Raw genomic sequence first — 20,170 nt, forward strand, 5'->3', positions numbered from 1 at the left:
GCAATGGCTACACTGCGTTGAATGGGCTCACCGGGGTGTGCGATGACTGAGGCTACGAATAGCTACGCAGGGAAAGCTCCCGCGTCGGTTGCGACGTTCAGGAGCGGGCATGGGTTTTCCGTGACGGTCGCGCGATTGCGCGGCCTGCTTGCCGACAAGGGCATGACGATCTTCGTCGATATCGATCAGGCGGATGCCGCCGCGCAGGTCGGCATGACGTTGCGCCCGACGCGCCTGATCGTGTTCGGCAACCCGAAGGGCGGCACGCCCGTGATGCAGGCGAATCCGTGCGCGGCGCTGCTGTTGCCGCTGAAGGCGCTCGTGTGGGAAGACGAAGCGCGCGCCACCTGGCTTGCCATCGACGACGTGACGGATGCGCTCGTCGACGGTTATGGACTGGACGCGTCGCTCGTCGACTCTTTTGCGAAGGCGAAGGGGCTGATCGAGATGGCGGCTGCGCGTGAGCCGGCTTGAGCCACGCGTTCGTGCTGGGCCGACGAGCCGCAGCGCTTCATGACTTTGCAACCAGACGTTCGCAACCACGCGAAGGACAACGCGCTGCGCTCCCATCGAACGCAGCCCTTGATCATTTCGCCGCACCCCCGCCCTGGGTCTTACGGTCCCACGTTTTGAGGCAGACGCCGAGAAATTCCGCGAAGCCATCGGCGGACGGCGACAATGAACGGTCCACAGGGCGATAGATGCACACTTCGCGGATCGTCTCCGGCTCGACGACGCGCCGCATCGCGAGGCCGAACGTCTGCGCAAGCGGCTTCACGTAAGCCGGCGCGAGCGTGACGGCAAGTCCTTGCGCGGCGAGACCGAAGGCCGTCGTCACGTTGTCGACGACTTCGAAGGGCGCGATCCGCGCATCCGATGGCTGGTCGGCCAGCATCTGCGCGACGCTCGCTTCGTGATCGCGGCCCGTTGCGACGATGGGCGTGCCGCGCAGATCGTGCCAGCGCAAGCGCCGCCGATGCGCAAGCGGATGATCGCCCGCGCACCACAGCACCCACGGGCTGCGGAAAATCGCTTCGCGCTGTACGCGGTCGCCCGTTGCGCGATCCGGGCCGACGGCCAGATCGACGTCGCCGCTGGCGACGCGCTCCACCAGCTGCTCGACATCCGTATCCACCACGCGCACGACGACCTTCGGCTTCTGCGACGCGTAGCCCGCGATCGCATAGGGCAGCGCCGTGCTCGCGAGCACGAGCGGCGCGCCGACGCGCACGATGCCCGCCGCGCGGTTGCGGATATCGCTCGCTGTCTGCTCGGCGGCGCGCAAGTGGCGCAGCACCGATTCCGCCGAAGACAGGAAGTCGCGGCCCGCCGTCGACAGGCTCACGCGCCGCGTCGTGCGGTCGAACAGACGAAAGCCAAGCTCGCGCTCCAGCTCAGCCAGCAACTGGCTGACGGCGGACGACGTGAGCCCCAGCCGTTCCGCAGCCGCGGCAATGCCGTTCTGATCGACAATCGCGAGAAACGCCTCGAATTGGCGTATGGTGACGCGTGTGAGGGCCATCGGGCGATTCTAAAGCTAAACTTACGAATCATCCAAAATCGATTGATTGTGATGAGGCGCGCTTTTAGCGACACTGTTGCGACGCGCCGGTTCGTGCGGCCGCGGTTCATGCAACCTCTCGCACCGTCGAGCCAACATCAACGCAGATAGAGACAATGCCATGTTCGAACACATCCCAGCCTACCCCGGCGATCCCATCCTGAGCCTCAACGAAGACTTCCAGCGCGATCCGCGCACGAACAAGGTCAATCTGAGCATCGGCATCTACTTCGACGAAAGCGGCAAGCTGCCCGTGATGTCGGCTGTGCGCGAGGTCGAGGCGGCCATCGTCGCGCAGGGCACGCCGCGTTCGTATCTGCCGATGGCGGGTCTGCCCGCCTATCGCGACGCCGCGCAGGCGCTCGTGTTCGGCGGCGATAGCGAAGCGCGCGCGGCGGGCCGCATCGCGACGGTCCAGACGGTCGGCGGATCGGGCGCGCTCAAGGTTGGCGCGGATTTTCTGAAGCGTCACTTCGCGGGCTCGCAGGTGTGGCTCTCCGATCCGAGCTGGGAAAATCACCGCGTCGTGTTCGAAGCAGCAGGGCATACGGTGAACACGTATCCGTACTACGACGACGCAACGGGCGGTCTGCGCTTCGACGCGATGCGCGACACGATCGACGCGCTGCCCGAGCGCAGCATCGTGTTGCTGCACGCGTGCTGCCACAACCCGACGGGCGTCGACCTGACGACGGAGCAATGGCGCGAACTCGTGCCCGTGCTGCAGCGTCGCAAGTTGATCGCGTTCGTCGACATGGCCTATCAGGGCTTCGGCGATGGCCTCGAAGAAGATGCGGCATGCGTGCGGATGCTGGCATCGGCGGACGTGCCGTTGATCGTCGCGAACTCGTTCTCGAAGAACTTCTCGCTGTATGGCGAGCGCTGCGGCGCGCTGAGCGTCGTCTGCAAAGACGCGGCCGAAGCGCAGCGCGCGCTCGGTCAACTGACCTTCACGATCCGCGCGAACTACAGCAACCCGCCGATGCACGGCGCGCGACTCGTCGCGGGCGTGCTCGGCGATCCGAAGCTGCGCGCGTCATGGGACGACGAGCTGCGCGTGATGCGCGACCGCATTCATGAAATGCGTCACGCGATTCACGACGGCCTCGCGGGGCGCGTCGATGAAGTGATGCGCGCGCGCTATGTCGCGCAGGTCGGCATGTTCACTTACACGGGACTGAGCGCCGCGCAGGTCGAAACGCTGCGCAACGAGCACGGCATCTATCTGCTGCGCTCGGGGCGCATGTGTGTCGCCGGGCTGAATCGCGGCAACGTCGGCTATGTGGCGTCGGCGATCGCGGCTGTCGCAGGCCAGGGCGCGCGCCAGTAACGCGCGCAGCGAGGAGACACACATGGAGATTCTGGAGCGGGACAACGCGGCCGCGCCGGCGATGCATCCCGACGAATGGCAGGCGCGCGTTCAATTGGCCGCCTGCTATCGCGTCTTCGATATGCTGGGCTGGACCGAGCTGATCTACAACCACATCACCGTGCGCCTGCCCGAAAGCGTGGCGGGCGGCGCGAAGCAATTCCTGATCAACCCGTTCGGCCTGCACTACAGTGAAGTGACCGCGCGCAACCTGGTGAAGATCGACGCGCAAGGGCGCATCCTCGACGGCTCCGCACACCGGGTGAACCCGGCGGGCTTCACCGTGCACGCAGCGCTGCACGAGGGCATCGCCGATGCGCATTGTGTGATGCATACGCATACGACGGCGGGCGTTGCCGTCGCGTGCTCGGAGGGCGGCTTGCAGCAGACGAACTTCTACAGTGCGCAGCTGCACGAGCGCATTGCGTATCACGACTTCGAAGGCATCACGATTCACGCCGAAGAAGGGCCGCGCCTCGTCGAGCACATCGGCGACCGGCAGGCGGTGATTCTGCGCAATCACGGGCTGCTGTCGTGGGGCAAGACGCTGCCGCAAGCGTTCGCGTATCTGTGGACGCTGAACCGCGCATGCGAGATCCAGATTGCGACGTTCGCGATGGGCCCGGCGCGCGCGGTGCCCGAAGCGATCGCGGCGCGGTGCTCGCGCGATGCGTTGCAATTCGACGTGCGCTACGGCGCGGGACAGGATGTGTTCGACGCGCTGGTGCGCAAGGTCGACAGGATCGACGCCAGCTACAAGCACTGAGGAAAAAGAACGATGAAGGCATGCATTTACGGCGCGGGCGCGATCGGCGGATGGATGGGCGTGAAGCTCGCGCAAGCGGGCTGCGACGTGAGCGTGGTCGCGCGCGGCGCGACGCTCGACGCGTTGCGCGAACACGGCTTGCGCCTCGTCGAAAACGGCGAGCCGCATGCAGTGAAGGTACATGCAAGCGAGCGGCCCGAAGCGCTCGGCGCGCAGGATCTCGTGATCGTCGCCGTGAAGGCGCCGGGCATGGCCGACGTCGCGCGGCATATCGGTCCGCTTCTCGACGCGAACACGATGGTGCTGACGGCGATGAACGGCGTGCCGTGGTGGTTCTGCGACGGCCTGCAAGGCGAATTCGCGGGCGCGCGGCTCGCATCCGTCGATCCCGACGGCTCGATTGCGGCCGCGATTCCCGCCGCGCGCACGTTGGGCTGCGTCGTGCATGCGAGTTGCCGCGTCGATGCCCCCGGCGTCGTCGCGCATCATCAGGGTCGCGGATTGATCGTCGGCGAGGCGACGGGGCGCGCGAGCGAGCGCGTGACGTCGCTGATCGAACTGCTGCGCAAGGCAGGCTTCGATGCCACCGCGTCCGGGCAGATTCAGCGCGACGTCTGGTACAAGCTGTGGGGCAACATGACGATGAACCCGATGAGCGCGATCACGGGCGCAACCACCGACAAGATTCTCAGCGACCCGCTCGCGCGCGATTTCGTCACGCGCGTGATGCTGGAAGCGAAGGAGATCGGCGCGCGCTTCGGCATTCCCATCGATCAGGCGCCCGAAGATCGTCACGCCGTCACGCTGAAGCTCGGCGCGATGCGCACGTCGATGCTCCAGGACGTCGAAGCGGGCAAGGCCGTCGAGCTCGATGCGCTGGTCGGCGCGGTTTGCGAACTCGGCACGCTGACGGGCGTCGAAACGCCGTATGCGAACGCGCTGTTCGGGCTCGCGCGTCTGCATGCCCGCGCGCGCGGACTGTATCCGCAAGCGTGAGCACAGGTCCTTCAACTTCGCGGCATCGAGCATGAAATTCACCGATCTTTCGTCGCCGGCGTACTTCGACAATCCCTATCCGTTCTACGAGGACATCCGGCGCGCGGGCGCTTTCGTGCCGCTCGCGCCCAACGTGATGCTGACGGGCCGGCACGCCGTCATCGACGCGCTGTTGCCCGACCGGCGCATGGGCAAGACGTATATGCCGAGCGTGGTCGCGCGTTATGGCGAGGCCGCGCGCGGACAGCCGGTGTTTCAGGCGCTCGACCGCACGCTGCTGATGATGAATCCGCCCGTGCATACGCGTTTGCGCACGCTGCTGATGAAGGCGTTCAATGCGCGGCAGATCGAAACGCTGCGCCGGATCGTCGAAGAGACGACGGACAGTCTGATCGGCGCGATGCAAGGCAAGCGTGAAGTCGATCTGGTGTGCGAGTTCGCGTTGCCGCTGCCGTTGCAGATCGTCTGCCGGCTGCTCGACGTGCCCGTCGACGAAGGGCAGCGGCTCGGCGATGCGGCGGGTCTGCTCGTCTCCACGTTCGACCTCGCGCCGCTTTCCACCGATGCGCTCGCGCGCGCGAATCAGGCGGCGCTCGATCTCGAACAGTACTTCGGCGCCGTGGTCGCGCAACGTCGCGTCGCGCCCGGCGGCGATATCGTTTCGTCGCTGATCCAGGCGGAAGAGGGCGGCGAGCGGCTGTCGGAGGAAGAGATCGTGTCGAACGCGATTCTGCTCTTCGTCGCGGGACACGAGACCACGTCGAACATGCTCGGCAATGCGCTGATCGCGCTGCACCGGCATCCGGCGCAACTGGCGCGTCTGCGTTCGGAGCCGTCGCTGATGTCGAAGGCCGTCGCCGAATGCGCGCGCTACGATACGGCCGTGCAGATGGTCGTGCGCACCGCGTTCGACGATATCGAAGTGGAGGGCGCGAGCCTTGCGCGCGGCTCGATCGTGTTCATGCTGCTCGGCTCGGCGAATCGCGACCCCGAGCGCTTCGAGCGGCCCGATACGCTCGATATCGAGCGAGAGCCGTCAGGCCATCTGCTGACTTTCGGTGCGGGCATTCACTATTGCCTCGGCGCGCGTCTCGCGATGATGGAACTCGAGATCGCGCTGCGCACGCTGATGACGCGCTTGCCGCAGATGCGCGTCACGAATCTCGATGCGCTCGTATGGCACCGGCGGAACAATCTGCGCGGTGTCGAATCGCTGGTGGCCGCGCTTTGATCGTGGTTTGATCCTGCTTTGAACGAGCCGCGTGAAGCAGGTTCACGCCATCTCGCGATGCCAGCGTTCCAGTTGCTCGATCGTCGTTCCTGCGCCGCCGCATACGATCACGAGCACGCTATCGAAGCGCTGCAGCGCCTGCGTCGGCCGATAGGCAAGCGCGAGACTCGCGCCGCATGCGGGCTCGACCAGCACGCGGTGATCGTCGACGAAGCGGCGCGACGCGGTGACGGCTTCCGCATCCGACACCACGATGCATTCGACGGGATGCGTCTGTGTCAGCGTAAAGGCCTGTTCGCAGACCTGCTTTGCGCCCAGCGACGTCGCGACGCTCGTGATGCCCGGCAATTCGATCCGCTTGCCCGCGCGCACCGATTGCGCGAGCGACGACGCGCCTTCCGTTTCGACGGCGATCACCGGCACGTTGCCGAGGCCGTTGCGCCGCAAGCCTTCGATCACGCCCGCCATCAGGCCGCCGCCGCCCACCGACAGCACGACGGCATCGAATCTCGCGCCGGTGCGCGCGACTTCGTCGATCATCGACGCATGGCCTTGCCACAGCAGCGGATCGTCGAATGGGTGGATGAACGCGTCGTCGGGGCCCGCCTCTTCGAGCGCGAACGCGTTGGCTTCCTGCCAGGTCGCGCCGTGCACGATCACATCGGCGCCCTGCATGCGGATCAGCTCCTTCGCGCGCTCGCCTGTGCTCTGCGGCACGACGACGGTGACGGGGATCGACAGCGCGCGGCCCGCATAAGCGACCGCGATGCCCGCATTGCCGCCCGACGACGACACGAATCGCCGCTTGCCGGCCTTCGCATGCTCTTCGCACGCGTAGCCGATGCCGCGAATCTTGAACGAGCCGGGCGGTTGCAGCGCGTCCATCTTGAGCAGCACGCGGCGGCCGAGCGCGCGGCTGAGCGGTTGCGATTCGAGTAGGGGAGTATCGATGTGCAGTGTCATGGTGAAGGTGCCTGCGGCGTCGCGATGAAGGGTGTGTCGCGGAGTCGTCAATGATAGCAAGTGGTGGTGGATCGGGCTTCATGTCCGCGACGGCGCCAAGCCGCCGCGGACATCACCTCGGACATCAAGTCCGGCAGAACAATTACTTTCCCGCAATCAGACTCGCATCGCCGGAAAACCGCTCGTTGCCGCGCACGGGCCCATCGTCGAGCAGCCCTTTCGTCAGCTCCAGCGCCTGTCGCTCGAACAGCCGCCGATACAAGCCGTTGTCGAGCCGGATCAGCTGTTCATGGCTGCCTTCCTCGACGACGCGCCCCTTGTCGAGCACGAGCAAGCGATCCAGCGCGCGCACCGTCGACAGCCGGTGCGCAACCACCAGCGTCGTGCGTCCGACCATCAGCCGCTCCATCGCCTGCTGGATCAGCACTTCGCTTTCGCTGTCGAGACTCGACGTCGCTTCGTCGAAGATCAGGACAGGCGCATCCGCGAGGAACGCGCGCGCGATCGCGACCCGCTGACGCTCGCCGCCCGACAGCTTCACGCCGCGCTCGCCGACGAGCGTGTCGTAACCAAGCGGCAGCGCGCTGATGAACTCGTGCGCGCTCGCGAGCTTCGCGGCCCGCACGATCTCGTCGAGCGTAGCGCCGGGGCGCGCGTACGCGATGTTCTCCGCGAGCGTCCGGTGAAACAGGATCGGTTCCTGTTGCACGATCGCAATGCGGCGGCGCAACGACGCCTGCTGCACATCGGCGATGTTCTGTCCGTCGATCGTGATGCGGCCTTCGTCGATGTCGTACAGACGCTGGATCAACTTGATGAACGTCGTCTTGCCCGAGCCCGAATGGCCGACGAGCCCGATTCGCTCGCCCGGCGCGATGCGCAGCGAAAAGTCGCGATACAGCGGCGTGCGATGCGCGCCGTAGCGGAACGTCACGTTCTCGAAACGGATCTCGCCCTCGCGGATATCGATGGTGCGCGCGCCCGGCTTGTCTTCGATGCCGAGCGGCTCGCGCTCGAGCGCGACGAGTTCTTCCATGTCGTTGACCGAGCGCTGCAGGTTGCGCACGTGCATGCCGACATCGCGCAGATACCCTTGCAGCACGAAGAAGGTGGTCAGCGCATACGTGATGTCGCCGACGCTCGCTTCGTCGCGCAGCCACAGCAGCAGCGCCGCGCCGAGTATCGCCGCCTGCATCAGCGCGAGCATCGCGCCCTGCACGCCGCCATTGGTCGTGCCGCGCTGCCACGTGCGGCGCGTGCGCTGACGCCATTTGCCGATCACGCGGCCGAGCCGCGACTCTTCGCGCTCTTCCGCGCCGAACGCCTTGACGACGGCATTGCAGCTGACGGCATCGGCGAGCGCGCCGCCCAGGCGCGTGTCCCACAGGTTGCCGAGGCGCGCGGCGGGCGCGACATAGCCGAGCGACAGGGCGACCGTCACCGACACATACAGCAGCGAGCCCAGTCCTACTACGACGCCCATCACGGGCCAATGAATGCCGAGCAGAACCGTCGATCCCGCGAGCATCACCAGCGACGGCAGCAGCGCGATCAGCAGCGTGTCGTTGAGCAGGTCGAGCGCCCAGATGCCGCGCGTGATCTTGCGCACGGTCGAGCCCGCGAAGCTGTTCGCGTGCCAGTCCGTCGAGAAGCGCTGCACGCGATGAAACGCGTTCGCGCAGATCGCGCTCATCATCTTGAGCGTCATCACGATGATGCTGCGATAAACCAGTTGACGCAGCACCGTGCCGCCGATGCCGAGGCCGATCAGCGTGACGAACGCGATCAGCGCCGCGTGCGTGGCGGCCGCCTTGCCACTCGCGTCGCCTGCGCTGCCCGACGTGAGCGCGTCGACGAGACGCCCCGCGAACATCGGCGTGAGCACGTCGGCGAACGCGGCCATCAGCGCGAACAGCGCAATGCCGACGATGCGCGCCGGCTGCCTGCGCCAGTGATTGAATGTGAAGCCGAGAACGCTTCTGAACGCTTGCGCGCCAAAGTCGAGTTTTTTGCTAGCCATGTGTCACAGCGTGCGGCGCGACGCGCGCATCGCTATCCAGTCAGGAGATTCGGGAGCAGACGACCGATGCCCGCCAGTTGCGGCAGGGACGAATAAGACCGGTTGTCTGGTAAAAGCGCGGGCCTCTGCGTGCCCACGCTGACGGCGACCTGGCTCTAAGAGCCGATGAAGCGTCGTGGAAACCCGCGAGAGACTGCGATGTGCATTGCGTGCATTGAACGCCTCCCTTTGGGTGAACGAGTAGATGAAGTACTGCGTCTGAGGTGCTCGATTGTAGCAGGAAAGCTTGCGCGAAGTGATCGCGGATTGCCTTGACCCGACGCGAAGCGGTGGCTTCATGCATGCTTCATCGAGCGTTCGTCGCCCGTTCATTCGCAGTTCATCGATCCTTCATCTGCTGTTCATCGAAAGGCACTCGACCGGTTTTCAGGGCCCGAAGCCGGCGTGCCGGATACAATGCCGCAGCGCTTAAGCGTCCAGGCGTTGCCCAAACCGCGATCCAACCTGATTCGACCTCAATTCATGTCCAGTTCCACTCGGGCCTTTCTGCTCGGTCCGTTGCTCAAAGGGGTGTCCCGTTCGTTCTATCTGACGTTGCGCATTCTGCCCGCCGGCATGCGCGACCCGATCGGGCTTGCGTATCTGCTCGCGCGCGCCGCCGACACGATCGCCGATACCGCGCTGATCCCGCCCGCGCAACGCCTCGAACTGCTGCTTGCGTTGCGCGAGCAGGTCAACGGCGCGACCGACGACGGCGAACTCGCGCGCCGCCTCGCAAGCGAAGTGGCGAACCAGCAGACGCAGTCGGACGAAAAGGTGCTGCTCGAATCGATCGCGCCCGCGCTCGGCGTGCTGTCGCAACTCGACGAGGCCGACCGCGCCGCCGTGCGCGAGATCGTCACGACGCTGACGACGGGCATGGAATTCGATCTGCGCACGTTCCCCGACGAGCGTTCGGGCCAGATCGCCGCGCTGCGCGAGTGGGACGAGCTGGATCGCTATACGTACCTCGTCGCGGGATGCGTCGGCGAATTCTGGACGAAGATGACCTACGCGCATTTGCCCGGCACGTTGAAGACGGACGCCGCGACGATGCTCGATCGCGGCGTGCGCTTCGGCAAGGCGTTGCAGATGACGAACGTGCTGCGCGATTGCGGCAAGGATCTGCGCATCGGGCGCTGCTATCTGCCGTCCTCGATGCTTGAACGGTTCGGGCTGAGTCCGCAGCAACTGCTGCAAGCGCAGGCATCGGCGCGCGCGCAGCCGTTGATGCATGAACTCGTGCGCAAGTCGCTCGATCATTTCCGCGCGGCGCTCGATTACACGCTCGCGATTCCGCGTTTCTCGCTACGCTTGCGGCTCGCATGCGTATGGCCGATCGTGATCGGGCTCGAAACGCTGCTGCTGCTCGTCGACAATGCGCACTGGCTCGAACCGGCGAGGGTATCGAAGATCCAGCGCAAGCAAGTGTACGGGATCATCGCGCGTTCGCTGCCCGTTTCGCTGTCGGATGCGATGCTGCGCCAGTGGATCGAAGGTCTGATCGGCGCGATCGAAGCGCGCATCGACGTTCGCTGAGCCTCGCTCGTTGCCGCTTCGCCTGGCTGTACGGCAATCGAAAGCCTATGATGAACGTCACATGACTTGCAGCGAAGGGCCGCATCGGCCGCAACCGATCATGACCGATATCGTCGACTGGCACGCTCACGTGTATTTCGATCCGGCGACGCGCGATGCCGCGTGGGCTTTGCGCGAGACCATCCAGGCCCGCTTCGGCGGCAGGCTCGAAATGGGGCGTTTTCACGAGCGTCTCGTCGGTCCGCATCCGATGTGGTCGTATCAGCTCAAGTTCGGCCGCGAGCTGTTCGCGGAGCTGTTCGAGTGGCTCACGCTCAATCATGGCGCGCTCGATGTCTTCATTCATCCGAACACAGGTAACGCGCTGCGCGATCATCGCGACGCGGCCGCATGGATCGGGCGCTCTCATCAGTTGAATCTGGCCGCGCTGGGCGGATAGCGCGCTGTGCCCGGCGCACGATTGCGCGCTGTCGTGCATCGTCTGATGCACGCTCGCGCGCGGAGGTCTCGTCATGACGATCACGAACGCAGTGTCGGGCACCAGCATCGATGAAGTATCGGATGGCATCTACCGGATCAACACGCCCGTCGTGTTCGAAGACGGTCCGGGCGGCTTCTCGTTCAACCAGTATCTGATCGTCGACGACGAGCCGCTGCTCTTTCATACGGGCCCGCGCAAGATGTTCGCGCTGGTGCGCGAGGCGGTGGCTTGCGTGATTCCGCCCGAGCGGCTGCGTCACCTTGCTTTTTCGCACGTCGAAGCGGACGAGTGCGGTGCGCTGAACGAATGGCTCGCCGTTGCGCCCGACGCGCAGCCGCTGTGCGGAGCGATCGCCAAGCTGGTGTCCGTCGACGATCTCGCCGACCGTCCGGCGCGCGGCCTCGAAGACGGCGAGGCCGTCGTTCTCGGCACACATAAGGTGCGCTGGCTCGCGACGCCGCATCTGCCGCACGCGTGGGAGTGCGGGATGCTGATCGAAGAGACGACGCGCACGCTGCTGTGCAGCGATCTCTTCACGCAACCGGGCAGCGATCATCCTCCCGTCACGCGCTCCGACATACTCGGTCCGTCCGAAGCGTTCCGGCGCAGCATGGACTACTACTCGCACACGAAACACGCCGACGCGATGCTCGAACGGCTCGCCGCGCTCGAGCCGCGCATGCTCGCGTGCATGCACGGCAGCGCGTGGGAGGGCGACTGCGCGTCGCTGATTCGCGCGCTCGCGCAATCGTTGCGCGAATAGGGCGCTGCTGCTCGAACGCGGCGGCGCGGACGCGCCCCAGCGCGGCGGTCGTTGCACGCCGACGCACGCCGATGCGCATATGAACGCCGCAGTGCAGCAAGACTTTTTCACGCGGGCGTGTCGATTCGCGTTGCCGCCGTTCGTCGTCAGATCAAGCGGACCGATTTGCCGCTACCACTGCAAGGACGACGACGATGACTCTGAAGCTCTACGCCCATCCGTTTTCTTCGTATTGCCAGAAGGCACTCACCGCGCTGTACGAGAACGGCACGCCGTTCGAGTACCGCCGCCTCGACGAACCCGGCGCAATGGATGAACTCGCCGCGCGCTGGCCGATCAGGCGCTTTCCGCTGCTCGTCGACGACGGCCGCACGATCGTCGAGGCGACCGTGATCATCGAGCATCTCGCGCTGTTTCATCCCGGCCCCGTGCAACTGATACCGGACGATCCGCGCGCCGCGCTCGAAGTGCGTTTCATGGATCGCTTCTTCGACAACTACGTCGCGACGCCGCAGCAGAAGATCGTCTTCGACAGCTTGCGCAGCGAAGGCGAGCGCGACGCGCGCGGCGTTGCCGATGCGCGCGCGCAGCTCGAAACCGCGTATGCGTGGCTCGACAAAGCGATTCGAAATCGCGAGTGGGCGGCGGGCGAGCGTTTCAGTCTCGCCGATTGCGCCGCCGCGCCGTTCCTCTTCTACGCCGACTGGACGCACCGGATCGATCCGAAGTTCGAGCACGTGATCGCGTATCGCCAGCGGCTCTTGAAACGGCCGTCGTTTGCGCGCGCCGTCGACGAAGCGCGGCCTTATCGGCACTTCTTTCCGCTCGGCGCGCCGGATCGCGACTGACCTCGATGCATCTTCAGCGGCTGCCCTGCGCGCATCGGGCAGCTTCTTTCCACGTTTCTTCAACGGAGGCCGACCATGTCTTCTGCATCTTCTCTCGTGCCCGCCGCCGAGCTCGTAAAGCGCAACGGCAGGCACTATCCGAACGAAAGCGTCGAGTATCGGCAGGCGCGCGACGCGCTGCTCGCCGAGGAAATCGAGCTGCGGCGCCATATCGAGCGCGTCGCCGAGCAGCGCCGCACCTTGCCGCCGGGCGGCGAAGTGACGGGCGATTACCGTTTCGTCGGCGAAGCAGGGCCCGTCGATTTGGCGGGTCTGTTCGGCGACAAGGACACGCTCGTCATCTACAGCTACATGTTCGGGCCGCAGCGCGAGCGGCCGTGTCCGATGTGCACGTCGCTGCTGGGCGCATGGGACGGCGAGGCGCGCGACATCGCACAGCGCATCGCGCTGGCCGTCGTCGCGCGCTCGCCGATCGAACGGCTCGTCGCGTTCAAGAAGGAGCGCGGCTGGCGCGATCTGAAGCTGTATTCGGACGTCAACGGCGAGTACAGCCTCGACTTCGGCGCAATCGGCAGCGACGGCGGCGACGAGCCTGCATTTCAGGTGTTCACGTGCCGCGACGGCACGATCCGTCATTTCTACGCGGCCGAAATGGGTTTCCCGACGGCCGACCCGGGCCAGGACCCGCGCGGCGCGCCGGATCTGATGCCGATGTGGACGATCTTCGACATGACGCCGGAGGGGCGCGATCCGAACTGGTATCCGAAGCTCGATTACGCGAAGTGAATGGCGGGTGATGCGGCGGTTGTGGTCGATCGAGCGCGAACGCGCTCGCGCCGCCTGCTCGCGGGCCTGCTTTGATCCCGCGTGAACGCTCAGTCCGCGATGCGGCGGTCGGCGAGCGCGCGTTCGCAGTCGCCGAGCACGGCGATCACGAGACGCGCCTGCGAATCGAGCTCGTCGGTATCGAGGATTTCTTCGACGGCGTCGCGCGCCCAGTCGGCTTCGACGAACGACGCGTGGCGCTGCGCGATGTCGAGTGCGATGGCCGACAGCTTCGCGACGCACAGCCAGTCCGCTGTGCGGCTATGCCTGTCGAGCCACTTGTGCGCGGCCTCCACGTGAAAAGCCGGCGAGGGCCAGGCTTCGTTCAGATACCAGGCACCGAGGCTCCCGCATGTGAGCCAGCAAAGCAGCTCGATGCGGTCGCGTTGGCTCAGAAGATGGCGTACATCACTCATGGCGACGCTCGCGAAGGTAACGGATATGACGTGAGTTCCGCGTAGCAAAGCTCGAACCCGTGTGTGTACGACAATATCACGAGGTTGTGCCTTGCACGACAGGGTTTAACCGGATGTGCGTCTTCTCGCGTGCGTCCGAACGTGTGCTGGCCGACAATCGCGGGTGCTTTCCGATGCTCGCTGTGGCAATTGCATGGACACAGTGCAGCGCGAACGCTCGATGCGCCTGTCAGCGCGCGCACGCGACGCGCGAACGGGCGGGATCACCGGGATCGTCGAGCGCGATCATCTGACCGTGATGCAGGACCGTGAACGCGTCGTCGGGCAGGGCTGCTTCGCGGGTCGCTTCGGCGAGTTTTTTCGGCGGTTCGTCGAGCGGCTCGTCGGTCAGCTCGAACGTGCCCCAGTGAATGCCGATGGCCTTTTTTGCATGCACGTCCCTGAAAACCTGCACGGCCTGCTGCGGATCGAGATGCGGCGGACCCATGAACCAGCGCGGCGCGTACGCGCCGATCGGGAGCAGCGCGAGATCGAAACAGCCGAACGCCGCGCCGATCCGCTTTGCGTCATCGGAAAAGCCGGTGTCTCCCGCGAAATACAGCGAGTACGGATGCGCGGCGCCTTCCGGCGTCTTCACGACCCAGCCGCCCCATAGCGTCTCGTTGCGGTCGGTCAGCGTGCGCGCGGACCAGTGCGTCGCGGGCACGAACCAGAAGTGGAGGCCCGCCGCATCCGTTTCATCGCCCCAGTCGAGTTCGCGCGCGTTCGTGATGCCCTTCTTCGCGAGCCAGTCCTTGATGCCGAGCGGCACGAGAAAGAGAGGCGGACCGCCGGGCTGTCCGTTCAGCGCTTCGACGCTCTCCGCATCCAGATGGTCGTAATGGCTGTGCGAGATCAGCACGACATCGATCTGCGGCAACTGGCCGAGCGTCAAGCCGGGCGGCACGCGCCGCTTCGGTCCGAGGAACGTGAACGGCGACGCGCGCTCGGAAAACACAGGGTCGGTCAGGATGTTGGTGCCGCCGATCTGCAGCAGCGTGCTCGCGTGGCCGATCCACGTCATCGTGTTTTCGCTGCGGTTCGCCTTGATCCATTCGACGTCGGGGTGATCGACGGGAAACGCGTAGCCGTTCGCGGGCGGTGGAGGCAAGCCGTGGATCAGACGGTTCCAGCGCCACTTCCAGAACGAGCCGCGCACGAGCGGGCCGTCGTTGTTCTCGAAGCCGTGCTCCGTGCGCGGCGCGTGATGGATGCCCGCTGCGGCGAGGCCCTCCGGCGAAGGCTCGGGCTCCTGTGCGCCGGCGACGCAAGGCGCCGTCGCCAGATGCACGGCGAGAGCGGCGCACAGCAAAGGCAGGCGAAACGGGCGTGGAATCGTCAATGGCTGAATGGGCGCGAAGCGGTCGAACGGCGCAAGCCCGGCAGTGGACGGTGCATCAGTGTAGACGCACACTGTTTTCTTCGCCGAAGCCTCAGCAGGCACTTTGGCGCGGACGGCTGCAATCCGCTTCATCGGCTCGCCATATGCGGCGAGCAAGGTTGAATTCCGGGTCGATGCACCGGCATTCGTCACGTGCATCGAACCGACCGCGCACCGGAAAAATTGTGCCGGCAGCGGAATGCAGATGTGAAGTGAAATGCCGCTTGCCGTCAATAAAGGGCATGAAGACGACTCAAATCGTGCAATTTTTTTCCGAGAGGCCGTGCTGACTGGCCCGATTCAAACCGTCAAAATTGAAAATAAGGCAAAATTCGGGGCATTCGCGTCGGCCTTGGCACTGCCGGCGGCATTTCCCAACCTTTCTCGACCGAGAGCAAAGCGATGAGTAACAAGCAACCTACGATCATCTACACCCTGACCGACGAAGCCCCGCTGCTCGCGACGAGTGCCTTTCTGCCGATCATCCGTACGTTTACCGCGCCCGCTGGCGTCAATGTCGAGACGAGCGACATCTCCGTGGCTGGCCGCATCCTCGGCGAATTCCCGGAATTCCTGACGGAAGAGCAGCGCGTGCCGGACAACCTCGCTGAGCTGGGCCGCCTCACGCAGCTCCCGGACACGAACATCATCAAGCTGCCGAACATCAGCGCGTCGGTGCCGCAGCTCGTCAACGCGATCAAGGAACTGCAGGCGAAGGGCTTCAAGGTGCCGGACTATCCGGAAGACCCGAAGACCGACGAAGAAAAGGCGATCCAGAAGCGCTACTCGAAGTGCCTCGGCAGTGCCGTGAATCCGGTTCTGCGCGAAGGCAACTCGGACCGCCGAGCGCCCGCCGCCGTCAAGAACTACGCGCGCAAGCACCCGCACAGCATGGGCGAGTGGAGCATGGCGTCGCGCACGCACGTCGCGCACATGAAGCATGGCGACTTCTACCACGGCGAAAAGTCGATCACGCTCGACCGCGCGCGTGACGTTCGCATGGAACTCGTCACGAAGAGCGGCGAGACGATCGTGCTGAAGCCGAAGGTTGCGCTGCAGGACGGCGAGATCATCGACAGCATGTTCATGAGCAAGAAGGCGCTGGTCGCGTTCTACGAAGACCAGATGGAAGATGCGCGCAAGACGGGCGTGATGCTGTCGCTGCACGTGAAGGCGACGATGATGAAGATCTCGCACCCGATCGTCTTCGGCCACGCGGTCAAGGTGTTCTACAAGGACGCGTTCGCGAAGCATCAGAAGCTCTTCGACGAACTGGGCGTGAACGTGAACAACGGCCTCGTCGATCTGTACACGAAGATCGAGGCGCTGCCGGAATCGAAGCGCGAAGAAGTGATCCGCGACATGCACGCATGCCACGAGCACCGTCCCGCGCTGGCAATGGTCGATTCGGCGAAGGGCATCTCGAACCTGCACGCGCCGAACGACGTGATCGTCGACGCATCGATGCCCGCGATGATCCGCGCAGGCGGCAAGATGTGGGGCGCCGACGGCCGTCCCGCCGACACGAAGTGCGTGATCCCTGAAAGCACGTTCGCGCGCATCTACCAGGAAATCATCAACTTCTGCAAGACCAACGGCGCATTCGATCCGAAGACGATGGGCACGGTGCCGAACGTCGGCCTGATGGCGCAGAAGGCCGAAGAGTACGGCTCGCACGACAAGACCTTCGAGATTCCCGCAGACGGCGAAGCGCGCATCGTCGACATCGCGACGGGCGAAGTGCTGGTTGCGCTCACGCAGCAGGTCGAGAAGGGCGACATCTGGCGCATGTGCCAGGTGAAGGACGCGCCGATCCGCGACTGGGTCAAGCTCGCCGTCACGCGCGCGCGCAACTCGGGCATGCCGGCCGTGTTCTGGCTCGACCCGTACCGCCCGCACGAAGCCGAACTGATCAAGAAGGTCGAGACGTACCTGAAGGATCACGACACGTCGGGTCTCGACCTCCAGATCATGTCGCAGGTCCGCGCGATGCGTTACTCGCTGGAGCGCGTGATCCGCGGTCTGGACACGATCTCGGTGACGGGCAACATCCTGCGCGACTACCTGACCGACCTGTTCCCGATCATGGAACTGGGCACGTCCGCGAAGATGCTGTCGATCGTCCCGCTGATGTCAGGCGGCGGCATGTACGAAACGGGCGCGGGCGGCTCGGCGCCGAAGCACGTGAAGCAGCTCGTCGAAGAGAACCACCTGCGCTGGGATTCGCTGGGCGAGTTCCTCGCGCTGGCCGTGTCGCTGGAAGAACTCGGCATCAAGTCGGGCAACGAGAAGGCGAAGATTCTCGCGACGACGCTCGACGCTGCAACGGGCAAGCTGCTCGACAACAACAAGAGCCCTTCGCCGAAGACGGGCGAGCTCGACAATCGCGGCAGCCAGTTCTACCTCTCGATGTACTGGGCACAGGAGCTGGCCGCGCAGACGCAGGACGCGGAACTCGCCGCGAAGTTCGCGCCGCTCGCGAAGGTGCTGACGGACAACGAGAAGACGATCGTCGGCGAACTGTCGGACGTGCAGGGCAAGGAAGCGGACATCGGCGGCTACTACAAGCCCGACTTCGCGAAGCTCGATGGCGTGATGCGTCCGAGCAAGACGCTCAACGGCGCGCTGGCCGCCGTGACGGCCTGAGGCGTCGCAGCGTAGCGCTGTGAACGAAGCCCGCGCATTTCGGTGCGCGGGCTTTTTTCTTGCAGCGACCGCCATGGCCGGCACCACCGCCGCGAACGCGTGAACTCACTGACTCCGTCGCCGCATGCGCGCACAACATCAAGCGTTCTTCGCATCGTTGTTCTTCTCGCGGCTCGCGGAGCAGATACTGCTTTTCCTCGTGCCGCTCGTCGTCTTTCAGACCACGCAACAGGCGACGTGGTCGGGAATCGCGTTCTTCATCGAGGCGTTCCCGCGCTACGTCGTGTTTCCCGTGTGCGGCGCGTTGTGCGATCGCATGTCGCCTGTCAATGTGTTGCGCGTGAGCCAGCGTTTTCGCGCGATCGCGTGTGTTGCGGGCATTGCGGGCTTCGGCCTCGCGGGTGGAATCGGCTGGCTGATCGCGCTTTCCGCTGTCTGCGGTGCATTGACGAGCCAGGGGCTCGTCGCGCGCGAAGTGCTGCTGCCGCAGGTCTTTACGTCTGAGCGCTTCGAAAAGGTGCTGTCGTATGCGCAGATCGCCGATCAGGTTGGCGTCGTGCTCGGTCCGATGCTCGCAGGCCTGCTGCTCGGCTGGTGGCGCTGGGAGATCGTCGTCGGCGTGGCGGCGCTGCTGTTTTTCGCCGCCGATGGCGCGACGCTGCTGTGGCAGCGTGCGAGCCGTTTCGAATGGACGATGACGGAAAGCGCGCCCGTCGAATGGTTCGCGCCCGTCAAGACGGCGCTCTCACACGTCGTGCATCTGCCGGGACTCGGCAGGCTGGTCGCGCTGGCCGCCGCCGAAAATCTCGTGATCGGCGTGACGCTCGCGACATCGGCGGCGATGGTGACGGGGCTGCATCGCCGTCCGGATGCGTTCTATGCGTTCGTGCAGACGGCGGGCGCGATTGCGACGATCGTCATTCTGTTGTTGATCGCGAGGGTGCGCATTCCGCGCAAGACGTTGGGCGTCGTGTCGTTTCTCGCGATTCTCGCGGGCGGATTGCTCGCGGGTTCGAGTGCGTCTGTGTGGGGCTATGTCGCGGGTTTTCTGCTGATCGTCGGCTTCGACAAGATGTTCAGCATCTACATTCGCAGCGTGCGTCAGGCGATCATTCCCGCGAAGGATTATGGCAAGACGCTCGGCGTCGTCATCATGCTCAACAATCTGACGCAGCCGCTGGCGGGCCTTCTCGTCGGGCTCTTTTCGGGCAACGGACGGATGAGCGCCGTCGTGGTCGCGATCTCGCTCGGCATGGGCGTGCTCGGCGCGGCCGCTGTGCTTGCAGGCATGCGCAACGAACGAAGGCGCGCGGCATTGCGCGTGAACCCACTGCGCGACCACTCACCCAACAGCGCACCCAACAGCACCGAATAAACACGCCGAGGCCACAACAACGCGTTCATTCGATGCGCCACGCCACATAGAGCCACCGACATGGAATCGGACGACGAGCTGAAACACTTCGCATTGCACGGCGCCGCGCCGCTGCCCGCTGCGGACGACGAGGGCTTCGTGGACAACGACGGCGCGCGCATCGCATGGTCGACATACGGCAGCGGCCAGCCCGCGATGAGCCAGCCCGTCGTCCTGCTGCATGGCGGCCTCGGGCATCGCGGCAACTGGGCCTATCAGGTGCCGTCGCTCGTCGATGCCGGCTACCGCGTGATCCTGATCGACAGCCGCGGGCACGGGCGCAGCACGCGCGACGCGCGACCCTACAGCTACGAACTGATGGCCACCGATGTGCTCGCCGTGCTCGATGCGCTGCATGTGCGGAAGGCCGCATTCGCCGGCTGGAGCGACGGCGCGTGCACCGCGCTGGTCCTCGCCCGGCGCGCGCCCGAGCGCGTTGCGGGCGTGTTCTTTTTCGCGTGCAACATGGACCAGGGCGGCGCAAAGGAATTCGTGTCGACGCCCGTGATCGAACGCTGCTTCAAGCGGCATCGGGAAGACTACAAGACGCTGTCCGCAACACCCGACGAGTTCGATGCGTTCGTCGCCGCCGTCAGCGAGATGCAGCGCACGCAGCCCGACTATTCGGCCGACGATCTCGCGCGAATCGGCGTGCGCGTCGTCGTGGCGATCGGCGAGAACGACGAGTTCATCAGGCAGGAGCACGCCGCGTATCTCGCGCAAACCATCCCCGGCGCAGAACTCATCGTGCTGCCGAACGTCAGCCATTTCGCGCCGCTGCAAAGGCCGGCGCTGTTCAACGGTGTGATCGAGCGGTTCGCGGGAACGGCGTTCGCGCCGGAGAAATAATTTTCGACGAGAGCGAAGAGTGGG

General features: G+C 65.2%; 19 protein-coding genes. 14 read left to right on the top strand and 5 right to left on the bottom strand.

The genetic code is table 11. The annotated features are described in order from the left end of the window. The first annotated feature begins 42 nt into the window (after window positions 1-42). Entirely contained in the window at window positions 43-474 is a 432-nt protein-coding gene (locus tag VSR68_RS20050) for a DUF302 domain-containing protein (protein ID WP_342941497.1), read from the top strand. A 112-nt stretch (window positions 475-586) separates the two neighbouring features. Here the strand turns inward: VSR68_RS20050 and VSR68_RS20055 are convergent, their stop codons facing one another. Continuing rightward, window positions 587-1,522: a LysR family transcriptional regulator gene (locus VSR68_RS20055; RefSeq protein ID WP_342941498.1), complete on the bottom strand. Its 936-nt coding sequence runs from the start codon at window positions 1,520-1,522 to the stop codon at window positions 587-589. A 160-nt stretch (window positions 1,523-1,682) separates the two neighbouring features. Here VSR68_RS20055 and VSR68_RS20060 point away from each other — a divergent pair, with 160 nt between their 5' ends. The 4 genes from VSR68_RS20060 to VSR68_RS20075 are packed head-to-tail and all read left to right on the top strand — an operon-like array spanning window position 1,683 to window position 5,923. Further along, window positions 1,683-2,891: an amino acid aminotransferase gene (locus VSR68_RS20060; protein WP_342941499.1), complete on the top strand. Its 1,209-nt coding sequence runs from the start codon at window positions 1,683-1,685 to the stop codon at window positions 2,889-2,891. A gap of 22 nt (window positions 2,892-2,913) precedes the next feature. Beyond that, window positions 2,914-3,696: a class II aldolase/adducin family protein gene (locus VSR68_RS20065; RefSeq protein ID WP_342941500.1), complete on the top strand. Its 783-nt coding sequence runs from the start codon at window positions 2,914-2,916 to the stop codon at window positions 3,694-3,696. 12 nt (window positions 3,697-3,708) lie between these two features. Next, window positions 3,709-4,692 carry a 2-dehydropantoate 2-reductase gene (locus tag VSR68_RS20070; protein ID WP_342941501.1) on the top strand — a complete coding sequence of 328 codons (984 nt, stop codon included), beginning with the start codon at window positions 3,709-3,711 and terminating at the stop codon, window positions 4,690-4,692. Between the two features lie 31 nt (window positions 4,693-4,723). Then, entirely contained in the window at window positions 4,724-5,923 is a 1,200-nt protein-coding gene (locus tag VSR68_RS20075) for a cytochrome P450 (protein ID WP_342941502.1), read from the top strand. Window positions 5,924-5,965: 42 nt separating this feature from the next. Here the strand turns inward: VSR68_RS20075 and VSR68_RS20080 are convergent, their stop codons facing one another. Together VSR68_RS20080 and VSR68_RS20085 are read right to left on the bottom strand one after the other, a co-directional pair. Beyond that, complete coding sequence (locus VSR68_RS20080; RefSeq protein ID WP_342941503.1) at window positions 5,966-6,886, bottom strand: serine/threonine dehydratase family protein; 921 nt, start codon at window positions 6,884-6,886, stop codon at window positions 5,966-5,968. A 142-nt stretch (window positions 6,887-7,028) separates the two neighbouring features. Then, window positions 7,029-8,906: an ABC transporter ATP-binding protein gene (locus tag VSR68_RS20085; RefSeq protein WP_342941504.1), complete on the bottom strand. Its 1,878-nt coding sequence runs from the start codon at window positions 8,904-8,906 to the stop codon at window positions 7,029-7,031. 522 nt (window positions 8,907-9,428) lie between these two features. Here VSR68_RS20085 and VSR68_RS20090 point away from each other — a divergent pair. The 5 genes from VSR68_RS20090 (at window position 9,429) to VSR68_RS20110 (ending at window position 13,362) form a co-directional block, all read left to right on the top strand. Further along, the gene (locus VSR68_RS20090; RefSeq protein WP_342941505.1) at window positions 9,429-10,484 is read left to right on the top strand and encodes a phytoene/squalene synthase family protein; all 1,056 of its coding nucleotides are present in this window, start codon (window positions 9,429-9,431) and stop codon (window positions 10,482-10,484) included. A 100-nt stretch (window positions 10,485-10,584) separates the two neighbouring features. Next, window positions 10,585-10,923, top strand: coding sequence for a DOPA 4,5-dioxygenase family protein (locus VSR68_RS20095; RefSeq protein ID WP_342941506.1), 339 nt, complete (start codon window positions 10,585-10,587; stop codon window positions 10,921-10,923). Window positions 10,924-10,996: 73 nt separating this feature from the next. After that, window positions 10,997-11,728, top strand: coding sequence for an FprA family A-type flavoprotein (locus VSR68_RS20100; protein WP_342941507.1), 732 nt, complete (start codon window positions 10,997-10,999; stop codon window positions 11,726-11,728). Window positions 11,729-11,922: 194 nt separating this feature from the next. Next, a complete protein-coding gene (locus VSR68_RS20105) occupies window positions 11,923-12,576 on the top strand; it encodes a glutathione S-transferase family protein (protein WP_342941508.1) in 654 nt (217 codons plus the stop codon). A gap of 75 nt (window positions 12,577-12,651) precedes the next feature. Further along, on the top strand, window positions 12,652-13,362 hold the full coding sequence (locus VSR68_RS20110) for a DUF899 family protein (protein ID WP_342941509.1): 711 nt from the start codon (window positions 12,652-12,654) through the stop codon (window positions 13,360-13,362). Between the two features lie 89 nt (window positions 13,363-13,451). Here the strand turns inward: VSR68_RS20110 and VSR68_RS20115 are convergent, their stop codons facing one another. Both VSR68_RS20115 and VSR68_RS20120 read right to left on the bottom strand, forming a co-directional pair. Further along, a complete protein-coding gene (locus VSR68_RS20115; RefSeq protein ID WP_342941510.1) occupies window positions 13,452-13,817 on the bottom strand; it encodes a hypothetical protein in 366 nt (121 codons plus the stop codon). A 229-nt stretch (window positions 13,818-14,046) separates the two neighbouring features. After that, window positions 14,047-15,192, bottom strand: coding sequence for an MBL fold metallo-hydrolase (locus VSR68_RS20120; RefSeq protein ID WP_342941568.1), 1,146 nt, complete (start codon window positions 15,190-15,192; stop codon window positions 14,047-14,049). A gap of 262 nt (window positions 15,193-15,454) precedes the next feature. Here VSR68_RS20120 and VSR68_RS20125 point away from each other — a divergent pair, with 262 nt between their 5' ends. The 4 genes from VSR68_RS20125 (at window position 15,455) to VSR68_RS20140 (ending at window position 20,146) form a co-directional block, all read left to right on the top strand. Next, window positions 15,455-15,643, top strand: coding sequence for a hypothetical protein (locus VSR68_RS20125; RefSeq protein WP_342941511.1), 189 nt, complete (start codon window positions 15,455-15,457; stop codon window positions 15,641-15,643). After that, on the top strand, window positions 15,640-17,883 hold the full coding sequence (locus VSR68_RS20130) for an NADP-dependent isocitrate dehydrogenase (protein WP_342941512.1): 2,244 nt from the start codon (window positions 15,640-15,642) through the stop codon (window positions 17,881-17,883). The genes VSR68_RS20125 and VSR68_RS20130 overlap by 4 nt, the downstream gene beginning before the upstream one ends. Window positions 17,884-18,007: 124 nt before the next feature. Beyond that, window positions 18,008-19,258, top strand: a complete 1,251-nt coding sequence (locus tag VSR68_RS20135) for an MFS transporter (RefSeq protein ID WP_342941513.1) — start codon at window positions 18,008-18,010, stop codon at window positions 19,256-19,258. A 60-nt stretch (window positions 19,259-19,318) separates the two neighbouring features. Continuing rightward, a complete protein-coding gene (locus VSR68_RS20140; RefSeq protein ID WP_342941514.1) occupies window positions 19,319-20,146 on the top strand; it encodes an alpha/beta hydrolase in 828 nt (275 codons plus the stop codon). Window positions 20,147-20,170 lie beyond the last annotated feature (24 nt).

Source organism: Paraburkholderia phymatum, assembly GCF_038900715.1.
Taxonomy (GTDB): domain Bacteria; phylum Pseudomonadota; class Gammaproteobacteria; order Burkholderiales; family Burkholderiaceae; genus Paraburkholderia; species Paraburkholderia phymatum_A.